Below are 21,577 nucleotides of genomic sequence, written 5' to 3'. Positions count from 1 at the left end.
AGGCTCAGGCCCGTTCGGTCGGTCGGTTCGGTCCGGCCGCGGACTCACCGGCGCCGCCGGGTGCCCCGGCCGTCGTCCGGCCGCCCTCCCGCTGTGCCAGGACCCGCAGTTCGCCCTGGCGCCTGCCCCGGCGCAGGCCGAAGTAGTAGGCGAGGACGCCCGCGCCGAGGGCGGCCTGGAGGGCGAACAGCGCCGACTCGATCTCACCGGACGGCGGCTCGTACAGGGGCGAGAACCACGGCTCGTAGTCCGGCTCGATCTCGGTGATCGCGGTCTCCGCCTCCGCGTCGGAGCCCGTGAACGGCTCCTTCTTGTGGTCGCCCATGCCGAAGGCCAGCGGCAGGACGGCGAGCGCGGCCACGAGGAGCAGCAGCAGGGCGTTGATCTTCGCGTTACGGCTCATCGGGCCACCGTCCCGGTCGTCTCGTTCATCTCGTTCGTGTCGTTCGACTCGGCCGTTCCGGACTTCGCGGACCGGGACTGCCTGCCGGCCAGGAACACGCCGAGCCGGGTCAGTTCGCCCTTGCTCGACTGCACCAGCAGCCGCATCACGAGCACGGTGAGCAGCCCCTCGCTCACCGCGAGCGGGATCTGGGTGACGGCGAAGATCGAGCCGAACTTGCCGAGCGCGCCCAGGAATCCACTGCTGGGGTCGGGGAACGCGAGCGCCAGCTGCACGCTGGTGACGCAGTAGGTGGACAGGTCGGCGACGAACGCGGCGAAGAACACCGCGACCATCAGCGGCACGTCGAACCGCCGGAGCAGCCGGTACACCGCGTAACCGGCCCACGGGCCGACGATCGCCATCGAGAAGACGTTGGCGCCCAGCGTGGTCAGCCCGCCGTGCGCGAGCAGCAGCGCCTGGAAGAGCAGGGTGATGGTGCCCAGGACCGCCATGATCGGCGGCCGGAACAGGACGGCACCCAGGCCGGTGCCGGTCGGATGCGAACAGCTCCCGGTCACCGACGGCAGTTTCAGTGCGGAGAGAACGAAGGTGAAGGCCCCCGACGCGCCGATGAGGAGCGTGCTCTCGGGATGTTCTCTGACCTCACGGGTGAGCGACCGGACTCCGTGGACGACGAACGGCGCCGACGCGACGCCCCAGGCGACCGCGTGCGCCGGAGGAAGGAAACCCTCGGCAATGTGCATGGCTCAGCAGACCCTCTCCAGCACCTCGTGGATGGTTGACGCGCCTTGGCCGGTCTCCTGGCTTACGGGTAACACCATCCGTGCTCCGCCTTCCCGGGTCCGAGGACCCAGTGGCTGCCCGCGAGGGCCGGAGCCGGACTTCCCGATCACAGTGGCGAGGGCCGCACCGGCATCACACCGATTTCCCGAGCACCAAGGCGTCGTGACAGTAGTGCGCGTACTGGGGTGGTGACAAGCGGACCTCGGGGGGCGTGAGAGTGGTCACGCGGCGCGCGCCGGTACTCCCGACGGGAAGGGAGCGCCTGTTCAGCCGCCCTGCGCACAAGAGATGCTGCGGGGGCGTCGATTCGGCTCGCCCCGGTTCGTCGGTGAGGTACAGGGTCTCAGGAACACCGGGAGGAACCATGAAGTACATGCTGCTGGTCTGCGGCGACGACACCGCCGACGCCTCGGGCATGGCCCCTGTCGAACCATGGGTGGAGGAGCTGAGCGTGCGGCGCGGCGTACGGCTCCACGGGCACCGGCTGCGCCCCCCGGCCGACGCGGTGACGGTGCGCGTACGCGGCGGTGAAGTGCTGCGCACCGACGGGCCGTTCGCGGAGACGAAGGAGTACGTCGCCGGGTACGACATCCTTGAGTGCGACAGCCTGGAGGAGGCCGTTCAGGCCGCCGCGAAGCATCCGGTCGCGGCCCTCGGGGCCATGGAGGTGCGCGCGTTCTGGGACGACGAGGACGCCGAGGGGGAGATCCGCCGGCTCGACGCGGAACTGACGGCCGCCGGACGGGAGCGGGACTTCGACCGGGCGATGGCCTGTTACGCACCGGACGTGGAGGTGTTCCACCCGGTGAGCGGTCTGGAGCAGCGCGGGGTCGCGGCGCTCCGCAAGGCCGAGGAGGTGTGGTTCTCGGCCTTGTCCGGGCCGGTGGAGCGCGAGGTGCTCGAATTCCGCGTCCGGGTCGACGAGAGCATCGCCTTCAGCCACGCGCTCGTACGGATGCGCGCCACACTGGCCGGCGGCGGCGCTCTGGACACGACGGCACGGGTGACCACCGGCTACCGGCTGACGGGCGACCGCTGGCTGATCGTCCATCAGCACACGTCCGTACCCTTCGACGCTCCTGCCCCCGGCGCCGCCGGGTCCTGATGAGCCCTGGAGGGGCCTCCCCCAAGGCCCCTCCGGCACATCCGTTACACGCCCGAGCATGCGCCAAGTCTTGACGTGCTCCTGGCGAGATGCCTCTATGGGAGCGCTCCCACTTTCCCGAAACCCAAGTTTCTTGGCGCTCACTCCCTGGAGTCGCAGTGAGAAGAACAAGAAGCACGACACGGAAGAATTTTGTCAGCGCGTTGCTCGCCGGGCTGGCCGCCTTCCTGGGGCTCGTCGTTCTCGGCGCGCTCGCACCGACCACCGCACATGCCCAGGTGCCCGGTGACCCGCCGGGCGCGTCTCCGGGCGCCCTCGCGACCGGCCTCCATATCGACGACGGCCGCCTGCTCGAAGGCAACGGCAACGATTTCGTCATGCGCGGCGTCAACCACGCCCACACCTGGTACCCGGGTGAGACGCAGTCGCTGGCCGACATCAAGGCGCTCGGTGCCAACTCCGTCCGTGTCGTCCTCTCCGACGGTCACCGCTGGAGCAAGAACAGCCCCGAGGATGTGGCCGCCGTCATCGCCCAGTGCAAGGCCAACCGGCTGATCTGCGTACTGGAGGTGCACGACACCACCGGTTACGGCGAGGACGCCGCGGCCGGCACGCTCGACCACGCGGCCGACTACTGGATCGGCCTCAAGAGCGTGCTCACCGGCCAGGAGAACTACGTCATCGTCAACATCGGCAACGAGCCCTGGGGCAACACCAACCCCGCGGGCTGGACCGATCCGACGGTCGCCGCCGTCAAGAAGCTGCGCGCCGCCGGGTTCGAGCACACCATCATGGTGGACGCGCCCAACTGGGGACAGGACTGGCAAGGAGTCATGCGGGCCAACGCCCAGGCCGTCTACGACGCCGACACCACCGGCAATCTGATCTTCTCGATCCACATGTACAGCGTCTTCGACACCGCGGCGGAGATCACCGACTACCTGAACGCGTTCGTCACCGCCGAACTCCCCATTCTCATCGGCGAGTTCGGCGGTCCGGCCGACCAGTGGGGCGACCCGGACGAGGACACCATGATGGCCACGGCGCAGCAGTTGCGCCTCGGTTACCTCGCCTGGTCCTGGAGCGGCAACACCGACCCGATCCTGGATCTCACGATCGGCTTCGACCCCACACAGCTCAGCTCGTGGGGCCAGCGCATCTTCAACGGCGCCAACGGCATCGCCCAGACCTCGAAGGAGGCCACGATCTACGGCGGTGGAACCCCGGGCGACACCCAGGCCCCGACCGCTCCGGGCACCCCGGGTGCCTCCGCCGTGGCGGCCACCTCGGTGACCCTCACCTGGACCGCCGCCACCGACAACGTGGGCGTCACCGCCTACGACATCGTGCGGGTCGGCGGAAGCAGCGAGACCACGGTCGCCGCAGCCACCACCAACACCGCCACCGTGACCGGGCTCACCGCGAACACGGCGTACACCTTCGCCGTCTACGCACGTGACGCGGCCGGGAACCGCTCGGCCCGCTCGGCCACGGTGAGTGTCACCACGGCCGACGGCGGCGGCACACCCGGCACGAGCTGCTCCGTCGGCTACCGCGTCAGCGGCGAGTGGCCGGGCGGCTTCCAGGGCGAGATCACCATCCGCAACACGGGCAGCGCCGCGATCAGCGGCTGGAAGCTGGCCTTCGCCTTCGCCAACGGTCAGACGGTCTCCAACATGTGGGGTGGTACCCCGACCCAGAGCGGTGCGTCGGTGAGCGTCGCCAACGCCTCGTACACCGCCACCATTCCCGCGAGCGGTTCGGTCGCCGTCGGCTTCACCGCCAACAAGGGCGCCGCGAACACCGCCCCGACCGCGTTCACCCTCAACGGCACCACCTGCGTCACCACCTGACCGGCGGTCATCGCCCGGCGGTCCTCCGCGGGCAGCCACTGGCCGGCGGGGTCACCGCGCCCCGTCGGCCGGGCGGGCGCCGGGTGACAGTCAGGCAGTGGCTGCCGGGGCGGCGGCCTGCTCCGTGGCGGCGGTGTCGGCAGGCGCGGCCTTGGACGTCGTGTAGAAGACGGACGACCCCTGCTTGGTGCGCTGGACCTGCCCCTTGGCGACGAGTCCTTCCACCGTGGTGCGTACGACCTTGGGCTTGATCTCGCGCTCGGGGTGGGCCTGCGCCAGCGCCGTGGCGACCTCGGCGGAGGAGCGCGGCTCGGACTGCCGGCCGAGGTGTTCGCGGATGAGCTCGACGAGCGTGGGCTTCGCGGCGACCGCCTTCGCGTCACCGGACCCTTCTGCGGCGGACTCGGCTTCGGCCTTGGAAGAGGCGGTCTTCGAGGTGGCGGACTTCGCAGCCGCGGGCTTTGCGGCGGCGGACCTCGAAACAGCGTTCTTCGAAACAGCGGACTTCGAAGCAGCGGACTTCGAAACCGACTTGGCGGTGGCCTTCGTGGCGGCCGGCCTGGCGGCCGACTTCGCGGGGGTGGCCTTCTTCCGTCCGCCCGCCGTGGCCGTGGCCTGGCGCGGTACCGAAGGCGCGGGCGCGGAGCCGTCCTTGGTGTTCGCGGCTACCTTGTCTCCCCCCAACGCCCGCTGCAGCTCGGCCAGCAGTGTCTGGTCATGCTGCAGGGCACTCAACTGCCCCTGGAGCGCCTCCACTTCGGCGCCGATACGTTCCTGCTCCGTGGTGTTGCGTTCGAGGTCCGCGGACACCTGGGCGGCGTACTGGGTCTTGAGCTGTGTGGCGGCCGATTCGACTTCGGACATGGCAGTTACCTTTCCTCGTCATCGTGTGCTGCTGGGGCCGGATGCTACTCGCATCATCAGGCCATGATCCCGAAGTTGTCAGGACCGTCCCCGCAGTTCCATGGCCCCCGGCACACTGTCGCGGGCCGCAAAGGCGCAGGCGGCGAGGTGTGCGAGAGACACCTGACCGGTCACCCGAAGCCATGTCTCGAATTCAACCTTCAAGGTGACTTTACGAACTGACCGACCGGTGCACCCGACTCACACCTCTTCCGTCACGACCGACAGCCTCGACGGGCCGCCTGCTGTTTCGCGACGTCTGGGCCCGTCGGACACTTCGGGCCGCAGCCGGCGGCCGGAGAGGTGCCGGGGCGCGGATGGCGCACCCAGGGGCGGTGCCTGGACCTGGGGCGTGGTGACAAGGAGTACAAGGACTGGCTCAAGACCCGGGAGCTGCGTGTGGGGGAGGGCTTCGCGACTCGTCCCCGCCCGGTGGCGACGACACACCGGCTGTGGCGCAGGATGCTGCGCGGCCTGCGGAACACGGTTCTGGCCCACCCGAGGCTCAGGGAGCCCGCGGACCTGCTGCTGAAGACGGTCGGCGCGCTGCGCACCTCCGGCTCGAACGGCCTGCGAAGGAGTGCTGGCTGACCTCCGGGGACCGCTCCGCTGGTCCCCCCTGAGTCACCTCGCTCGGTGTCCGTACGTCAGAGGCGACTGTCCTCTGTTTCGCCGAGGGAACTGTCGGGCTTGCCCAGGGACCATCCGGAGACGTCCGTGAGCCGCCCCCGCCACAGGGGCATCACGACAGGGCCGCCCGCCCCGACGACACTGGTGGCGTCGCGCAGATGGATCCACTGCGGCAGCCGCTGCGGGACCGGGCGCCCCTGCTTGTCGGAGACCGCCTCGTCCACCTGCTCGGGGAACCGCTCAAGGAGCTGTGCGCCGGGTCCGTCGACACCGCGCAGGCTGCGCGCCCAGTCGGTCTTCCACGCCTTGTGCGAGATGAGGTCGCCGTAGAGGAGACCACCCCCGATGAGCAAGGTGATCGGCAGCGCCGCCTGGGGGTCCTGGCCGACCAGTCGTACCAGCATCTGCAGCTGGAGATCCGGTACGGGCTCGGTCACGATCGGCGCGGCCGACTCCCGGAGCGGGTCCTGCTCGTTCACCCTTGCTCGTCCTCTCGATCCGTCACACGCGTGGGTCCTGACACACGCGTCGGTCTCGTCACACGTGTCAGTCCCGTCACACATGTCGGTCCCGTCATGTGTGCGACAGCCAGTGGTTCCCGCGCGACAGCTGCCGTCACGCGGCGAGCAGGCCGGCGCGGAGTCGGCTCAGCGTGCGCGTCAGGAGACGGGAGATGTGCATCTGGGAGAGATTCAGCTCGCGGCCGATCTCCGCCTGGGTCATCTCGCGGCCGAAGCGCATCTCGATGATGGTCCGCTCCCGGTCGTCGAGCTGCTGCAGGAGGGGCGCGAGCGTGTGCAGGTCCTCGAAGAGGTCCATCGCCGGGTCTTCCTCGCCCAGGGTGTCCGCGTACTTCGGGCCGCCGTCGGCGGAGTCGTCGTCGCCACCGGGGGTGTCGATGGACCCGGCCACGTAACCGTTGGCGGCGACCAGGCCCTCTATGACCTCGTCCTCGCTCAGGTCCAGGTGGACGGCGAGTTCCTTGACGGTCGGCGGGCGGTTCAGCGTGGCGGCGAGGGCTTCCTTGCTCTTGGCGAGGGAGACACGCAGCTCCTGAAGGCGCCGCGGGACGTGCACGGCCCACGTGGTGTCCCGGAAGAAGCGCTTGATCTCGCCGACGATGTAGGGGATCGCGAAGGAGGTGAACTCGACCTCGCGCGACAGGTCGAAGCGGTCGATCGCCTTGATCAGGCCGATCGTGCCGACCTGGATGACGTCCTCCATGTCACCGCTGCCGCGGTTGCGGAACCGGCGGGCCGCGAAGCTGACCAGGGACAGGTTCATCTCGATCAGGGTGTTGCGGGCGTACTGGTATTCGTGGGTGCCCTCCTCCAGCTCCTGTAGCCGGTCGAGGAACAGCCGGGACAGTACCCGCGCGTCCTTGGGAGCGACCTTGCCCCCGTCCTCGATCCACGGCAGGTCGCCCGCGGCCTCCTGCACGCCCGTGCCGCAGTCAGATGCCTCGCGGGTGTTCACGGAGGTAGTCACGGTGCCGCCTTAACTAGAAAGCAAGTTGAACGTCTCCTGCCCGGCTTCCTCAAGAGCATGTCTGCTCAACCCCGGTCAATTACGAAAGCGTCCGTCATGAGCACCCAGGGGGCCGGAGTACAGTCTGCTCGCCGCGCCCGTGCCGGACCGGGCAGCGCGTCCTCCTGTCTCCTCCCTGTGCCGGCCGGGTGATGCCATGACCAGTACACAGGACCAGCCGGACACACGGAACCGGTCCGCCACGCAGGACCAGCCGGAGAAGGCGACCCGCCCTTCCGGGACATGGTCGTCGCCGGAGTACGCGCGACGCGCGGAACGGATACGGCGCCGACTGGAGAGACTCATCGGCATCGCGGCGACCGAGGGCAACTCCCTCACCGCTCTGCGCAACGGCGACGAGATCTTCGCCGCGATGCTGGCGGGCATCCGGTCCGCCGAGCACACCGTGGACATGATGACCTTCGTGTACTGGAAGGGCGACATCGCCCGCGAGTTCGCGCGGGCACTCGCGGACCGCGCCCGGGACGGGGTGCGGGTACGGCTGCTGCTGGACGGCTTCGGCAGCAGGCTGATCGAGAAGGACCTGCTGGCGGCCATGGAACAGGCCGGGGTGCAGGTGGCGTGGTTCCGCAAGCCGCTCGCCCTCTCCCCGCTCAAGCAGAACCACCGCTGTCACCGCAAGGTCCTCGTCGTCGACGAACGGACCGCGTTCACCGGCGGGGTGGGGATCGCGGAGGAGTGGTGCGGCGACGCGCGCAACGAGCACGAGTGGCGCGACACCCATGCCGAGGTCCGCGGACCGGCCGTGGACGGTATCGCCGCCGCGTTCGCGCAGAACTGGGCCGAGTGCCACGAGGAACTCTTCGACGACCGCGACCGGTTCGTCGCGCACACCCCCGAGGGCGGGGCCGTGGTGCAGGTCGTGCGCGGTTCGGCGAGCTTCGGCTGGCAGGACATGCAGACCCTGCTCCGGGTGATGCTGGAGTCGGCCGAGGAGCGCTTCCGGCTGGCCACCGCCTACTTCTCGCCGGACGCGTTCTTCGTCGAGCTGCTGTGCGCCGCGGCCCGCCGGGGCGTGCGGGTGGAGATCCTGCTGCCAGGACCGCACACGGACAAGCGGGTCTGCCAGCTGGCCGGCCAGCACTACTACGAGGACCTCACCGCCTGCGGTGTGCAGATCCACCAGTACCAGCCGACGATGATGCACGCCAAGGTCATCACCGTGGACAAGGTCGCCTCGCTGGTCGGCTCGACCAACTTCAACCGCCGCTCGCTCGACCACGACGAGGAGATCATGCTCGCCGTGCTGGACGAGGAGTTCACGTCGACGCTCGACGCCCACTTCGACGAGGACCTGACCGCCAGCACCCTGATCGAGAAGGGCCGCTGGCAGCGTCGCTCCGTCGTGCAGCGGGCCCGGGAGGCGGCCGTCATCCCCATCCGCCGTTTCCTGTGACGGGCGGTTCGACCGGATCGGACGGTTCGACCGGATCGGACAGGTCGACCGGATCGTCCAGGTGGGCCAGGTGGGCCGGACCGCCCGGGCGGCCGGGCGTCAGGCGGGCTTCTCGCCGGTGCGGCAGATCTGGCGGGCGATCTCGCGCAGCTTGACGTTGCGGTCCTGCGACGTCTTCTTGAGCACCTTGAACGCCGTGTCCTCGGTCAGTCCGTAGCGCTCCATCAGGATGCCCATGGCCTCGCCGATCTCGTGCCGGGTCTCCATGGCGTGGCTCAGCTGCTGATGCGTACGGGCCGCGGAGAAGGCCACGGCCGCGTGGGAGGCGAGGATCCAGCCGGCGCGCCGCGCGGTCTCGTCGAAGGCGTCCGGCTTGTGGGAGTACACGTTCAGGGCGCCGAGGTTGTCGTCCTCGGTGAAGAGGAGGAAGCCCATCATGCTTCCCATGCCCAGTTTCCTCAGCTCGGGGGCGAGGCGCGGCCACTGCTTGTTCGGCTCCCGCAGGTCCTCGATGGCGTAGATCTGCTGCCGGTCGGTCACCGCGTCGAAGCAGGGGCCTTCCTGCAGGTCCTGCTGGATGCGGTCCGACCGGCGCACCACGTCGCTCGTGGCCGCCAGTGCGTGCACCTCGCCCTGCCGCACCGTGAGGATGCCTGCCTCGTCGCACCCGTCGATCAGAACCTTCGCATGATCCACGACGCGGTCCAGCGTGCCCTGGGCGGAGTCCTGCGCCAGCAGATCCCGCGCCATCTCCGCCACGGCGATCGCGAACTGCTCCCAGACTTCGGCCGCCACCTCAGACATGCGCCACCTGATCTTTTGGTGAAGCATCCCGGGATGCCTCGTGAAGGCCCATCTTGCCATCCGGGCGTCCGCGTCGCGGCGGGCCTGGCCTTTCGGTACGTCCGGTACGTGATCGCCGGGGTCACCCGGGGAGGTGGGCAGCACTGCCCCACGAGACTTCCTGTTTCACCGGGGCGGTCCGTGGTGACCCGAAGGGGGACCGAATCCCATGAACAACACCACTGCGACCGAAGGAGGCCCCCATGGAGGGCTGGCGCGAGTACGCGGAATGCCGCACCGTCGATCCCGACCTCTTCTTCCCCATCGGTAGCACAGGCCCCGCGCTTGTGCAGATCGAGGACGCGAAGTCCGTCTGCCGGCGCTGCCCCGTGCGTGACGAGTGTCTGAACTGGGCGCTCGACACGGGACAGAGCATCGGTGTCTGGGGCGGCAAGAGCGAGGCCGAACGACGCACCCTGCGGCGACGCATCCGCAGCCGCACCTCCCGGGACAACACCGCCTAGCGCGGGAGGTGCACAGGGGCACAGGGGGCGATGTCCGCGGTACGCGGTGCACGCGGGCCTCCCCGCCCGGGACCGAGGGAACCTACTGAGGTAACGGCTCGTCATCACTGGTAGGTGTCGGCTCCCGCGACGGGGGCAGACGAGACTGCTGAAGGCAGTTTTCGCGCCGTACCCCAGCGAGGTGGAGCAGTGAGCCCGCAGCAGGACCGAGCGTCCGGTCTCGTCGACGACACGAGCGACGAGGTGGTGGAGCCGTCCGAGGACGAGCGTGACGCGTGGGAGCGGGTACGGCGATCCGCGCAGGGGATGCGGCATCACGAGGCGAAGGCCGCGTGGGAGGACGCCCGCAAGGCGGCCGAGGACGGTTCGCGCACCGGCCGGGACGCACTGATCGCGCAGGCGGAGACAGAGGAGTGGGAGCGCATCACCGATGCGCTCTTCGATCACGCCGGGGCGTACGACAGCGCCGACGACCCCTTCGTCCAGGGCGAGCTGGAAGGCCGCGCACATCATGCGCCCCCGCCGCCCGGCCGCCGGTGAGGGGCGGCCCCGGGGAGTGGCCCGGAGCGGCTCCGTCCCGCGTTGTCAGTGCCCTGAGGAAGAATGCCGAGCAACGAGAACGTCATCGCGCCAGGCGATACGCGATCGAACCCGTCCGTCGAAAGGCCGCCCGCACATGACACCCCCTCTCCACCGCCGTGCCGTGCCGCGAGCCTCGGACGGAGCGCCGCTCACTCTGCTGCGGGCCGTCCCGCGCACGCCCGCACCGGCGCCGCTCGGCGCCGGCGGTTCCGAGGTGCTGCGGCTGATCACGGTGCAGCGCGTCCCCGTCTGCCTGACCGTGCACGCCAACGGCCGCCGCCGGTACGGCTACTGGCAGGCGGCCACGGCCGGCTCCGGGTTCGGGGGCTGTTACGTGGCCCTGCCCACGGACGAGTGCGACGCGCTGCACGCGGCGGGCCGGCTCGTGCTGGGCGACCCGGTGGTCGACCCCTCGAAGACGACGTACCCGGTGCGACCCGCCGTGCGTCCCACGGCGCGTCCCGCGGCCCGTTCCGTGGAGCGTGCCCCGGCCCCGGCCCCGGCGACGGCGGTGAGGGTGCCCCGGCAGGCTCTCACCGCCTGACGCCGGGTGCGGCGGGCAGGGCGCTTTTCCTCCGGTGCTTTTCTTCCACGACGGCGGGGGCACACGTGTCGCTGGACTGTATTTCCAGCGAGGAAGGCCCACCGCACTCATGCCTGAGACACGAGATGTCGTCGAACTCATACTTGCGGACCACCGGAGGATGGAGGACCTCTTCCGGCAGATGCGCAGTGTCGAGGCGGACCGGGCGTCCGCGCTGAAGGAGTTCGCCGACCTGCTGATCGCCCACGCGCTCGCGGAGGAGATCAAGGTCTACCCCGCCCTCAAGCGTTACAAGGACATCGACGACGAGGAGGTGGAGCACGGCGAGGAGGAGCACGCGGAGGGCAACAAGGCGCTGCTCGCCCTCCTGGAGGTCGACGAGATCGGCTCGGACGACTGGGACGAGAAGCTCGAAGAGCTGGTGGAGGCCATCGCGCACCACACCGACGAGGAGGAGCGGACCATCCTCAACGGGGCGCGGGAGAACGTCGCCATGGAGCGCCGCGAAGAACTCGGCGCGGACTTCCTCAAGGAGCGGGCGCACCGGCTGAAGTCCGGCTGCGGATCCGTCGACAACGTACGCGGCATCGTGAAGGCCTGACCGACCCCTGTGGCCGGCTTCTCCCCGGCATCCGGGTCGGGTCGTGAAGGAGTAACCCCCGCGGACGGCTTCGCGTCGGCATCGAAGGACCGGCTGTACCGGCAGGGTGCGGCCGGTCCGACGTGTGTACCGGACAGGCCCGGACATGCTGGGGCTGTACGCGGGACTGCGTCGGCCGGGCCCTACCGGCGGGTGAGCGGCACGACGGCGGTGATGCGCTTACCGCCCGTCCGGAGTTCCGAGATGGTGATGTCGCGGGCGAGACGGCAGACGATCGGCCAGCCATGGCCGCCGGGCCGCATGAAGCCCCGGTTGTCGGCATGCAGTGCCGGCGTGGGGAACTCCTGGCTGCGGTCGCTCACCGACAGACGTACCTCCTCGTCGTCCAGCGTCACCTCGAACCCGGTGACACCGCCGCCGTGCAGCATCGCGTTGGTCGTCAGCTCCGAGGCGACGAGCAGGGCGTCGCCGATGATCTCGTCACCGCCGAGGGCCTCGCGCCGCCGGGACCGACGGGCCTCCGCGAGCGCGTACCGCACCTCTTCGCGCACCTCGGCCGGACTACGGGGCCCGGAGGGGGTGGGCCGGGACGGGAAGGTCGTCGCGCCGGTGACGGACATCCGGTGCTCCCTGAGCATTTCTTGCTCCTTCGCCTGAAAAAGAAGCAGGCCCGCCGCAAGAGCGTGCGACGGGCCCTCCGCAATAGGTGATCCTCAATGGCGGAATGCGTCCTTGGTCTTTTCCTTGGCCTGGCGGGCGTCCCCCTTGGACTGCTCCGCCTTGCCCTCGGCAGTCAGACGCTCGTTGCCGACAGCCTGGCCCAGGGTCTCCTTGACCTTGCCCTTGGCCTGCTCGGTCTTCGCCTTCGCCTTCTCGTTCTCGGCCACTGCGGTTCACGTCCTCACTTGTGCTTCGTGCGTGCGATCCACTGTTACGGCTGACCGGAGAGAGCCGGTCCAAACGCGGCCGTTCGAGAATTCGAAGACCGTCCTCCGAACGGCCGGATCACTCGCACGAAAAGAAGTGGATAGCGAAATAAAGTTGCGGTGGACGTGTGAAATCGAAGGGCGCGCGTAAAAGATCTTCGGCGCCCGCGGTGCCGGCGGCGTACGAGGCCGCCCTTGTCCTGAGTACTGACAGCGCGAAACTAGGCCTGTAGATTCCTGCCGTCACGAAAATGCACAACATAGGCCGAGCCGTAGCACCGAGCTGCAGGAGGAGCCCATGCGAAGGCGCGTTCTCGGGCTTGTCGCCGTGCTGACCACGATCGTCGCCGCGGCCGGTTGCGGCTCTTCCGACCCGGGAGCCGACGGTTCGTCGTCCTCGGGTGGGAACAAGACCACACGGGTCAAGGTCGGCATCATTCCGATCGTCGATGTGGCCCCGCTCTATCTGGGACAGAAAAAGGGATTCTTCGGCAGCCGCGGCATCGAGCTGGACATGGTCAGTGCCCAGGGCGGTGCGGCGATCATCCCCGGAGTGGTGAGCGGCCAGTTCCAGTTCGGATTCAGCAACACCACTTCGCTGATGGTCGCCCAGGTCAAGGGAGTCCCGGTCAGATCCGTGGTGAACGGCGCGGCGTCCAACGGCAAGGTCGGGGGCGATGTCACCGGTGTGGGGGTCGGCAAGGACAGCCCGATCAAGTCGGCCGAGGATCTCGCCGGACGCACGGTCGCGGTGAACACCCTGCAGAACATCGGGGACACCACGGTGCGTGAATCGGTCCGCGCGGCCGGCGGCGACCCGTCCGAGGTCGAGTTCGTGGAGATACCGTTCGACCAGATGCCGGCGGCACTGGAGGAAGGGCGTGTGGACGCCGCGTGGATGGGTGAGCCCGCGATGACGATCGCCAAGGCGCAGGGTGCCCGCGTGGTGGCGTCCCCGTTCGCCGAGACGGACCCGAAGCTCACCGTGGCCACGTACTTCACCTCGGCCGAGCTGGTGAAAGAGGACCCGGGCCTGGTGAAGAAGTTCACCGAGGCGATGACCGAGTCGCTCCGGTACGCCACCGACCACCCCGACGAGGCCCGTCAGGTCCTCACCACGTACACCAGGATCGACGGCGATGTCCTGGCGAAGCTCACGCTGCCGGGGTGGCCGCCGGACGTGGACATGGCCTCCTTGGAGAAGCTGGCGGCTCTTGGTGAGCGGGACGGGCTCTTCGGTGGCGAGAAGCCGGATCTGGATGCGCTGTTCTCCTGAGCGGCGGGTGCCCGAAGTCCGGCGGGTGCCGGGCCGCGTCGAGCGGGTGCGCAGGCCTGGTGGGGCGTCCCGTCACCGCCTCGGGGGCTCCGCCCCCTGACCCCCGGTGCGCAGTTCCCCGCGCCCCTCAGGACGCGGGGGATCTCACCCGTCGCGGGGGAGGCTCGCGTGGTGTCGTGCGGCGATGTTGGTAGGCGCGGGGCGTGACACGGTGCCGGGACATTCGGTGTTCGGGGCGCTCCGGCCGAAGGGAGCACCGACCATGCGACGCTATCCCCCCATCGCCGACCACGGGCTGGTCGGCGATCTGCAGACCGCCGCACTGGTCTCCTCCGACGGCACGGTCGACTGGCTGTGCGCGCCCAGGTTCGACTCGCCCAGTGTGTTCGCCTCGCTCCTCGACCACGAGCGCGGTGGTCACTTCACCGTGTCCGCCGACACCGAGCGGCCGCCGGTGCAGATCTACCTCCAGGACACCGCGATCCTGGTGACCCGCTTCCTGACGGAGTCGGGCGTGGGCGAAGTGGTCGACTTCATGCCGGTGGAGCGCCCCGAGCGCGCGGCGGGCCGACACCGGCTCGTCAGGATCCTGCGGGTGACCCGCGGCCGGGTCCGCTTCTCGCTGGCGTGCCGGCCCCGCTTCGACTACGGCCGCGCCGGGCACCGTGTCGACCTCGGCGAGGACGCCGTGCGTTTCGACGCCCCCGGCGCCCAGGCCGTGGTGCAGACCGTCGGCCCGGTGCGGTGGAGCGGGGACGGCGACGACATCCGCAGCGAACTGACCATGGAAGAGGGGGACTTCACCGCCCTCGTCCTGACGGTGGGCGACGCCGACGACACCCCGGTACCGCCGCTGACACCCCCGGACGTCAGGGCGCTGTTCGAGAGTACCCGGGACTTCTGGCACGCGTGGGTACGCCGCAGCCACTACCGCGGACGCTGGCAGGACATGGTGAACAGGGCGGCCATCACCCTGAAACTGCTCACCTACGCGCCGACCGGGGCGCCCGTCGCGGCACCCACCATGGGACTGCCCGAACAGATCGGCGGAGGACGCAACTGGGACTACCGCTACACCTGGGTGCGGGACGGATCCATGTCGGTCGGTGCCCTGCTGGGCCTCGGCCACGAGGAGGAGGCCCACGCGTTCCGCGGCTGGCTCGGCGACCGGCTGAAGGCGGGCCGCACGGTCAGCGGAGAACCCCTGCAGATCATGTACCGCGTCGACGGCGATCCCGAGCTCACGGAGGTGCCTCTCGACCACTTCGAGGGCTACCGCGGATCGGCGCCGGTGTACGCGGGCAACGGCGCCGCGGGTCAACTCCAGCTCGACATCTACGGAGAGGCCGTCCTCGCCCTCTCGCACACCGTGCAGGGCGCCGGCAACGCACCGCCGTACGACGGCTGGCAGGCACTGTCCGGGGTGCTGGACTGGCTGGTCAAGGCCTGGGACCGGCCCGACGAGGGGATCTGGGAGACCCGGGGCGGGCAGAAGGACTTCACCTACAGCCGTCTCATGTGCTGGGTCGCCTTCGACCGGGGCATCCGGATGGCCCGTGACTTCGCCCGGCCCGCCGACATCCCGGGATGGACCATGGCACGGGACGACCTCCTGCGCCAGGTGATGGAGCGCGGCTGGAGCACCCGGCGCCAGGCGTTCGTCCAGAACTACGAGGACACCACCCTCGACGCGTCCCTGCTGCTCATGCCGTCCGTGGGCTTCATCGCGCCCAAGGATCCGCGCTGGCTGTCGACCCTCGACGCGATGGAGCGCGAACTCGTCTCCGACAGCCTCGTCCAGCGCTACGACACGCAGGCGTCCCCGGACGGACTGCGCGGCAGCGAGGGCACGTTCTCCCTGTGCAGCTTCCTGTACGTCGACGCGCTGGCGCAGGCGGGACAGCTCGGGCCGGCCAGGTACGCCTTCGACAAGATGCTCACCTACGCCAACCCCGTGGGCCTGTTCGCGGAGGAGATCGGCTCGACCGGGGAGCAGCTCGGTAACTTCCCGCAGGCGTTCACGCACCTGGCGCTCATCACGGCCGCCCTCTCGCTCGACAAGGAGATGGACGCCCTCGGCTGAGTAGGGGACGGGCGGGCTCCGAGGCCGACGGGGCCCCTCCGTACCCGGGGGTGACCGCGCGCCGCGCAGGTACGGGGGAACCCTGAGATGCTGAGGAGGAAGCGCTGCCCGTGTGGTCTGACGAACAGAACAGTGGTGGTGAGCGCCATGGCCGGGTTCCAGAAGATCGGTTCGGCACCGACAGCACCGTATGCCGATCCCCGGGGCGACCCCTTTCTGCACACCAGATTCGTCATACCCGCACGCCCGGCGATGTTGCTCCGGCGCGACCGGCTGGTCCGACACCTCGACCAGTCCCTGCTGACACCGCTGACCCTGGTCAACGGAGCCGCCGGAGCCGGTAAGACCCTGCTGGTCGCCGACTGGGCCACGGGGTGGACCGAGCCCCTGGCCTGGTTGACCACCGAGGCGACGGACCAGCAGCCCGGAATGTTCTGGGCCTACTTCCTCCAGGCCCTGCGCGACTCGGGTGTGCCGCTGTCCGCCGAGTTGGGCCTCCCCGCCGACGCCGGCCGCGTGGACCACCCGCTCCTGGCCCGGCTGGCCGTCGAACTGAGCGTCCGGGACCTGCCCGTGACCGTGGTGCTCGACCAGTACGACCGCATCACCGACCCGCAGATCGCGGAGCAACTGGAGTTCGTCCTGCACCACGCGGGCCGGGGCCTGTGTCTCGTCCTCGTCACCCGCACCGAACCGCTGCTGCCGCTGCACCGCTACCGGGCGGCCGGCGAGATGACCGAGATCAGGGACGCGGAGCTGGCCTTCACACCGCAGGAGGCGGCCGTACTCCTGGAGGCACACGGACTGCGGGTTCCCGCCCACGCCGCGAGCGCGCTCGTGGAGCGCACCCGGGGATGGGCCGCGGGTCTGCGCCTGTGTGCCCTGGCCGCCCGGAAGAGCCCGAACCCGGAGCGGTACCTGAAGGAGTTCGAGGCGGACCGTTCCGCGGTCGCCGACTTCCTCCTGGCGGAGGTGCTCAAGAGGCAGCCCCCCGAGACCCAGGACCTCCTGCTGAGGGTGAGTGTCCTCGATCGCTTCAGTCCCGCGCTGGCGAACGCCCTGACGGAACGCGCCGACGCCGAACCCATCCTGGCGGGGCTGCACCGGGAGAACGCCTTCGTCGAGGACCTCGGGCACACCTGGTACCGCCTCCACCCGCTGTTCGGCGAAATCCTCCGCGCCCATCTGCGCATGCGCTCACCAGGGCTTGAGCCCGAACTCCACCGGCGCGCGGCGGTATGGCTGCGGTGCTCCGGCTCCCTCGCCGAGACGCTCGGCCACGGTGCCGACGCCGGCGACTGGGACTTCACGGCCGGTGCGCTCGTCGACGACCTCGCCATCGGTGAGCTGCTCACCGGCCTTCGCTCCGAGGACCTCGCCGAGTTGTTCGACCGGATGGGACCCGAGGCGACGAGCCCCGCCACGCACCTCGTACGCGCGGCCCGGGAACTGGCCCGGTGCGACCTGGAGCGCGGCCTGCCCCACCTGCGGCGGGCCCGGCGGAGCCTGGAGGGGGAGGGCGCTCAGCCGGGCGGGGTTTCCGCACCGGCGGCGGCCCGGCTGAGCTGCGAGTTGCTGGAGGCCCTGGCGGCCCGCCTGACCGGATCGCCGGGGCGGGCGGAGACGGCCGCGCGGGCCGCCGAGAGACTGCGGGGGGAGATTCCCGCCCACCTCCTGGACAGGCACCCCGAAGTCACCGCCCTCCTGCTGACCCACCTCGGTTCCGCACGGCTGTGGGCCGGGCGCTTCGAGGACGCGCGCGAGGCGCTGTCCACGGTGGCCGACGGCCCCCGCGCGGCGATGACGGTGCCGGCGCGCGAGGACTCCCTGGCCAGGCTGGCCCTGATGGACTATCTGGACGGCTGGCTCGGCAGGGCCGAGTCCCGGGCTCTGGCCGCGACGACCGGCTCGGAGCGGTCCGGTCCCGCGCATCCGCTCGGTCCTACGCATCCGCCGGGTCCCGCGTATCTGCCCGGTTCGGGCATGGGGCGGCTGGTCCTGGCGGCCGTGGCCGTCGACCGCAACGAACTGAGCCGGGCCCAGGCACTCCTCGACGCGGCGGCCGGGCCGGACGGTGATCTGCCCGACCCGGTGACGGAGGCGGGCCGGGCGATCGTCACCGCGCGGCTGCTGCTGGCCTGCGGCAAACCGCGAGCCGCACTCGTCGCGGCGGAGACCGCCGTCCGTGCCGACGTCGTCTCGCCGTGGGCGCAGGGGCACGCCGCGCTGATCGCCTCCGGGGTCCGGCTGGCCGAAGGCCGCCCGGAGACGGCCGCCAAGCTCCTGCAGGCGGTGCCCGACGTCCAGGTGGCGTGTGTCGTGGGGGCCGCGCGCGCCCAGCTCGCCGCGGGCAGGCCCGACGAGGCGATCGACCTGCTCGACAGGGTGCGGCCCGGGGGCCGCACCGGCCCCGCGGTGACCGTACGGGCCACACTGGTGAGAGCGGAGGCCGCGGACAGGGCGGGCGATGTCGCGGCCTCGCGCAGACTCGTCGCGCTGGCACTGCGGGAGGCACGCCCCGAGCGGCTGAGGCGTCCCTTCCTCGAAGCCGGACCGTGGATCAGGCCTGGCCTGGACAGGGGGCCCCTGCGGGTGCTGGCCGCGGGGTGGCTGACTCCTGGTTCGCCGCGGCACGTCGAGCCGCCCCGGTCCGCGGGCCTGCCACCGCCGCTGGTCGTCGAGGAGCTGAGCGGACGCGAGCGCGACGTACTCCAGCGGCTGGCCCAGATGATGTCGACGGAGGAGATCGCCGCCGATCTGTACGTGTCGGTGAACACGGTCAAGACCCACCTCAAGAGCGTCTACCGGAAACTGGCGGTGAACCGGCGCAACGAGGCGGTCCGCCGCGCGCGCGAGCTGCGACTGCTGTGATCACGGCCGCGATCCGAAGAGACAGGGCCGCGGTCGTGGTTGCGTCTCGCCGGGGTCGCCCATGGAGGGTGAGGCGCCGTCCGGGCTCTTCACGTGCCATGGAGACAGGACGGCCGGTACGGGCACCCGGGCGGCCGTGGTCGTCGCCCGAAGGGAGATCGAGATGTCCGGTACCGGGCATGCCACACCTCGTGCGACACGCGGCGCGGAGCGCCGGGCCAGGGCCGACTGCACCGGTGGCGTCTACGGATCCATGCTCGCCGCCTCCGTGATCATCGGAGCCGGCACGCTGGGGTCGTTCCCCCGCCTTGAACTGGTGCTGCTGTTGCTGCTCACCGGGTTGGCGTTCTGGATCGCGCACGTGCACGCCGAGGTGTTCGGCGCGCGTCTGACGCAGCGGAGGCTGGACCGCCACACCGTTCTGAGCGCCTGCCGCGACGAGTGGCCGATCGTCAAGGCAGCCGTGCCGCCGGCCGTCGTCGTGGCGGCCAGCCCCTTGCTGGGGCTAGGCATGGAGAGCACCCTGTGGCTCGCGCTCGCGGTCGCCGTGGCCGGTCAGGTGGGCTGGTCGACAGCCGCGGCACGGCGGAGCGGCGCCTCCCGCCGCCTGATGGCCGTCACCGCCGGGGTGAACCTGCTGCTCGGCCTGCTGATCATCTCGTTCAAGCTCTTCCTGACGCACTGACGCACTGACGCACTGACGCACTGCGCGCTGTCGCATCGGCGCGCTGTCGCAGGTGGGCGGGCCGAACGGCGTATCACCTTTCCGGGGTGAGGCCGGGTGACACCACGAGGCGGAAGATCATGAGCAGGGGTGCGGCCCGCCTGCCAGGTCATCCGGGGAGTCAGCTCATGCGCTACGAGATCCGAGTCGACGGAGACATGTCGGAGACGATGGTCAGTTCCTTCCCGGAGCTGGAGCACGTGCTGATGTCCGGCCAGACCCTCCTGTTCGGGCCCGTGATCGACGAGGCACACCTGTTCGGGCTGCTGGCCCGCTGCCGGTCGCTGGGCCTACGGGTCCTGGAGATGCGCCAGCTCCCGGAGTGACACCGCCGGCGCCGCCCCCCGCACGCGTGCTCTCAGAGGCTCTCGGCGCGGACCCTGCCGGAGCGGACAGCGGCGCCCAGTGCTTCGAAGTCCCGCTCGTTCTGGTCGGCGTAGGCCTGCGCGAACCCGGCGAGCGCGCGGTCGAAGCGGTCGCTGCCGCCCAGATAGGCGGCGATGGCCACCGGGTCACCGGAACGGGCGTGCGCCCGCGCCAGACAGGCACCGCACAACTGGCCGAACAGGCTCAGCAGTCGGGGGTCCATGGTCTCCGGCCGGGCGATGCCCTTCCAGTCCCGCAGCTGCCGTACGTAGAAGTCCCGGCCCTGGCCGTCGAACCCCACCACGTTCGTCCAGCCCAGGAAGATGTCACTGGTCGTCTGGATCAACCGCTGCCCCGCCACCACGCGGCGGCCCTGGTTGTCGTAGTGGTCGCCGCCCGTGTGCGCGGCGAGGACCGACTCCTGCGCCTCCTTGGCCTGCAGCAGCAGGGGATCCCCGTCGTCCCTGCCGAGCATCAGCAGGATCCAGCAGCGTGTTCCGACGCTTCCCACGCCCACCACCTTCCGGGCCATGTCCACGAGACGGTAGCGACGCAGGAGGTGCCGGCGCTCGGAGGACAGGGTCCGCGCGTACCCGTCCACGACGGTCCGCAGCTCCTTCTCCTCGTCGTTCTCGGAGGTGTCCGTGAGCAGCTCCCGCAGCGGAGTGATCAGCGGCGGGTCCGGGGTGATCCGCCGGCCCTCGGCCGTGACCCGGGTGAGCTTCTCGAAGGCCTGGAGGTGCGTCCTTGTCCTGGCCCGCGCCGACGCGTCGGCGGTACGGCGCCTGGCCCGTTTGTCCATCGACGAGGCCAGCAGCTCCCGCATCCGGTCGACGTCGTCCTGCGCGTACCAGATGTCGAGCGTGCCCATGCCGGCGAATCGGCGCATCCGATGCCGGTAGGCCCGCACACAGGCCCGTACCGCGCTGTCCTGCTCCTCGACCGGGAAACCGTTGGCCCGGGCGGCGATCGCGAAGCTGGCCGCCAGTCGCTTGACATCCCATTCGAAGGGTCCGGTCCAGGTCTCGTCGAAGTCGTTGATGTCGAAGACCAGGTGCCGTTCCGGCGAGGCCAGCAACCGGAAGTTCAGCAGGTGGGCGTCTCCGCAGAGCTGCACCGTCAGGCCGGAGTTCGGGACGGGCCCGAGGTCCGCGGCCATGATCGACGCGGCGCCCCGGTAGAAGCGGAACGGGGACTCCAGCATGCGTCCGTAGCGGATCGGCACCAACTCGGGCAGCCGTGACCGCGACTGGCGCTCCAGCACCTCGACGGGGTCGGGCCGCTCCTGCTCCGCCTCGAACCAGCCGTGACACGAACGGGAGGCCCGCTTGCGCGCGTCCCTGCCGTACACCGCCCTCTCGGCGGGGGGCAGGGAGGGCGTGAAGGCGATCGGTATGGCCATGGCGCGAACCTCCTGAACCGTCCGGACGGTGCTCACGAGCTCCCGTGCCACGCGCACTTGTCACCGAGCGCCTGTACCGGGCAGCCGTGCCGTCCGTTCCGCCGCATGCCGGCGCACGTCTGCGCCCTCCACCTCATCGTCCCGTCGGCGGGGGGGGGGGAACCCCCCGGGGGGGTGCCCCCCCCCCCGGCGGGGGCGCGGGGGAGGGGGGGCCGCGACACACACCCCCCCCCCGGCGGGTGGGCCCCCGGGGGGGGAGACCCCCCCCGGG

21 protein-coding genes, 1 pseudogene and 1 riboswitch are annotated in these 21,577 nt (G+C 70.4%); of the genes and pseudogenes, 13 read left to right on the top strand and 9 right to left on the bottom strand.

What is annotated here, in order from left to right:
- Positions 1 to 4: 4 nt before the first annotated feature.
- Together ACH4DZ_RS03425 and ACH4DZ_RS03420 are read right to left on the bottom strand one after the other, a co-directional pair.
- Complete coding sequence (locus ACH4DZ_RS03425) at positions 5 to 403, bottom strand: energy-coupling factor ABC transporter substrate-binding protein (protein ID WP_398285203.1); 399 nt, start codon at positions 401 to 403, stop codon at positions 5 to 7.
- The gene (locus ACH4DZ_RS03420; RefSeq protein WP_398285202.1) at positions 400 to 1,149 is read right to left on the bottom strand and encodes an energy-coupling factor ABC transporter permease; all 750 of its coding nucleotides are present in this window, start codon (positions 1,147 to 1,149) and stop codon (positions 400 to 402) included. Before ACH4DZ_RS03420 ends, ACH4DZ_RS03425 begins: the two co-directional genes overlap by 4 nt.
- 29 nt (positions 1,150 to 1,178) lie before the next feature.
- Positions 1,179 to 1,361: riboswitch (cobalamin riboswitch) on the bottom strand.
- Between the two features lie 192 nt (positions 1,362 to 1,553).
- Between ACH4DZ_RS03420 and ACH4DZ_RS03415 the strand changes: the two genes are divergently transcribed.
- Together ACH4DZ_RS03415 and ACH4DZ_RS03410 are read left to right on the top strand one after the other, a co-directional pair.
- On the top strand, positions 1,554 to 2,294 hold the full coding sequence (locus ACH4DZ_RS03415; RefSeq protein WP_398285201.1) for a nuclear transport factor 2 family protein: 741 nt from the start codon (positions 1,554 to 1,556) through the stop codon (positions 2,292 to 2,294).
- A 158-nt stretch (positions 2,295 to 2,452) separates the two neighbouring features.
- Positions 2,453 to 4,147: a cellulase family glycosylhydrolase gene (locus ACH4DZ_RS03410; RefSeq protein WP_398285200.1), complete on the top strand. Its 1,695-nt coding sequence runs from the start codon at positions 2,453 to 2,455 to the stop codon at positions 4,145 to 4,147.
- Between the two features lie 90 nt (positions 4,148 to 4,237).
- Here ACH4DZ_RS03410 and ACH4DZ_RS03405 read toward each other — a convergent pair whose 3' ends face one another.
- The gene (locus ACH4DZ_RS03405; protein WP_398285199.1) at positions 4,238 to 5,011 is read right to left on the bottom strand and encodes a hypothetical protein; all 774 of its coding nucleotides are present in this window, start codon (positions 5,009 to 5,011) and stop codon (positions 4,238 to 4,240) included.
- Positions 5,012 to 5,383: 372 nt separating this feature from the next.
- On the opposite strand from ACH4DZ_RS03405, the pseudogene ACH4DZ_RS03400 reads away from it, so the two are divergent.
- Positions 5,384 to 5,641: pseudogene (locus ACH4DZ_RS03400) on the top strand (cellulose biosynthesis protein CelD); the annotation flags it as partial.
- A gap of 56 nt (positions 5,642 to 5,697) precedes the next feature.
- Here the strand turns inward: ACH4DZ_RS03400 and ACH4DZ_RS03395 are convergent.
- Positions 5,698 to 6,159 carry a hypothetical protein gene (locus ACH4DZ_RS03395; protein WP_398285198.1) on the bottom strand — a complete coding sequence of 154 codons (462 nt, stop codon included), beginning with the start codon at positions 6,157 to 6,159 and terminating at the stop codon, positions 5,698 to 5,700.
- A 136-nt stretch (positions 6,160 to 6,295) separates the two neighbouring features.
- Positions 6,296 to 7,168: a SigB/SigF/SigG family RNA polymerase sigma factor gene (locus ACH4DZ_RS03390; RefSeq protein WP_398285197.1), complete on the bottom strand. Its 873-nt coding sequence runs from the start codon at positions 7,166 to 7,168 to the stop codon at positions 6,296 to 6,298.
- A gap of 196 nt (positions 7,169 to 7,364) precedes the next feature.
- On the opposite strand from ACH4DZ_RS03390, the gene ACH4DZ_RS03385 reads away from it, so the two are divergent.
- The gene (locus ACH4DZ_RS03385; protein WP_398285196.1) at positions 7,365 to 8,624 is read left to right on the top strand and encodes a phosphatidylserine/phosphatidylglycerophosphate/cardiolipin synthase family protein; all 1,260 of its coding nucleotides are present in this window, start codon (positions 7,365 to 7,367) and stop codon (positions 8,622 to 8,624) included.
- Between the two features lie 99 nt (positions 8,625 to 8,723).
- On the opposite strand, the gene ACH4DZ_RS03380 is transcribed toward ACH4DZ_RS03385, so the two are convergent.
- Positions 8,724 to 9,428 (bottom strand): GAF and ANTAR domain-containing protein, encoded by a 705-nt coding sequence (locus ACH4DZ_RS03380; protein WP_398285195.1) that lies wholly within the window; start codon positions 9,426 to 9,428, stop codon positions 8,724 to 8,726.
- Between the two features lie 242 nt (positions 9,429 to 9,670).
- Here ACH4DZ_RS03380 and ACH4DZ_RS03375 point away from each other — a divergent pair, with 242 nt between their 5' ends.
- From ACH4DZ_RS03375 to ACH4DZ_RS03360, 4 genes are all read left to right on the top strand, one after another.
- Positions 9,671 to 9,931 carry a WhiB family transcriptional regulator gene (locus ACH4DZ_RS03375; RefSeq protein WP_398285194.1) on the top strand — a complete coding sequence of 87 codons (261 nt, stop codon included), beginning with the start codon at positions 9,671 to 9,673 and terminating at the stop codon, positions 9,929 to 9,931.
- A gap of 189 nt (positions 9,932 to 10,120) precedes the next feature.
- On the top strand, positions 10,121 to 10,471 hold the full coding sequence (locus ACH4DZ_RS03370) for a hypothetical protein (protein ID WP_398285193.1): 351 nt from the start codon (positions 10,121 to 10,123) through the stop codon (positions 10,469 to 10,471).
- A 136-nt stretch (positions 10,472 to 10,607) separates the two neighbouring features.
- Entirely contained in the window at positions 10,608 to 11,057 is a 450-nt protein-coding gene (locus tag ACH4DZ_RS03365) for a hypothetical protein (protein WP_398285192.1), read from the top strand.
- A gap of 109 nt (positions 11,058 to 11,166) precedes the next feature.
- The gene (locus ACH4DZ_RS03360; RefSeq protein WP_398285191.1) at positions 11,167 to 11,658 is read left to right on the top strand and encodes a hemerythrin domain-containing protein; all 492 of its coding nucleotides are present in this window, start codon (positions 11,167 to 11,169) and stop codon (positions 11,656 to 11,658) included.
- A 182-nt stretch (positions 11,659 to 11,840) separates the two neighbouring features.
- On the opposite strand, the gene ACH4DZ_RS03355 is transcribed toward ACH4DZ_RS03360, so the two are convergent.
- Positions 11,841 to 12,296, bottom strand: coding sequence for an ATP-binding protein (locus ACH4DZ_RS03355; RefSeq protein WP_398285190.1), 456 nt, complete (start codon positions 12,294 to 12,296; stop codon positions 11,841 to 11,843).
- Between the two features lie 75 nt (positions 12,297 to 12,371).
- Complete coding sequence (locus ACH4DZ_RS03350; protein ID WP_210886400.1) at positions 12,372 to 12,545, bottom strand: CsbD family protein; 174 nt, start codon at positions 12,543 to 12,545, stop codon at positions 12,372 to 12,374.
- 337 nt (positions 12,546 to 12,882) lie between these two features.
- On the opposite strand from ACH4DZ_RS03350, the gene ACH4DZ_RS03345 reads away from it, so the two are divergent.
- From ACH4DZ_RS03345 to ACH4DZ_RS03325, 5 genes are all read left to right on the top strand, one after another.
- On the top strand, positions 12,883 to 13,860 hold the full coding sequence (locus tag ACH4DZ_RS03345; RefSeq protein WP_398285189.1) for an ABC transporter substrate-binding protein: 978 nt from the start codon (positions 12,883 to 12,885) through the stop codon (positions 13,858 to 13,860).
- 262 nt (positions 13,861 to 14,122) lie between these two features.
- Positions 14,123 to 15,943, top strand: coding sequence for a glycoside hydrolase family 15 protein (locus tag ACH4DZ_RS03340; RefSeq protein WP_398285188.1), 1,821 nt, complete (start codon positions 14,123 to 14,125; stop codon positions 15,941 to 15,943).
- A 147-nt stretch (positions 15,944 to 16,090) separates the two neighbouring features.
- Positions 16,091 to 18,814, top strand: coding sequence for a LuxR C-terminal-related transcriptional regulator (locus ACH4DZ_RS03335; RefSeq protein ID WP_398285187.1), 2,724 nt, complete (start codon positions 16,091 to 16,093; stop codon positions 18,812 to 18,814).
- A gap of 163 nt (positions 18,815 to 18,977) precedes the next feature.
- Positions 18,978 to 19,499 (top strand): hypothetical protein, encoded by a 522-nt coding sequence (locus tag ACH4DZ_RS03330; protein ID WP_398285186.1) that lies wholly within the window; start codon positions 18,978 to 18,980, stop codon positions 19,497 to 19,499.
- 167 nt (positions 19,500 to 19,666) lie between these two features.
- On the top strand, positions 19,667 to 19,864 hold the full coding sequence (locus ACH4DZ_RS03325; RefSeq protein WP_398285185.1) for a hypothetical protein: 198 nt from the start codon (positions 19,667 to 19,669) through the stop codon (positions 19,862 to 19,864).
- 32 nt (positions 19,865 to 19,896) lie between these two features.
- On the opposite strand, the gene ACH4DZ_RS03320 is transcribed toward ACH4DZ_RS03325, so the two are convergent.
- Positions 19,897 to 21,306 (bottom strand): DUF2252 domain-containing protein, encoded by a 1,410-nt coding sequence (locus tag ACH4DZ_RS03320; RefSeq protein ID WP_398285184.1) that lies wholly within the window; start codon positions 21,304 to 21,306, stop codon positions 19,897 to 19,899.
- Between the last annotated feature and the right edge of the window lie 271 nt (positions 21,307 to 21,577).

The organism is Streptomyces sp. NPDC017991 (genome assembly GCF_044328075.1).
Taxonomy (GTDB): Bacteria; Actinomycetota; Actinomycetes; order Streptomycetales; family Streptomycetaceae; genus Streptomyces.
Note: the sequence above shows the minus strand (reverse complement) of the source record. Positions and strands in the feature narration are given on the sequence as shown.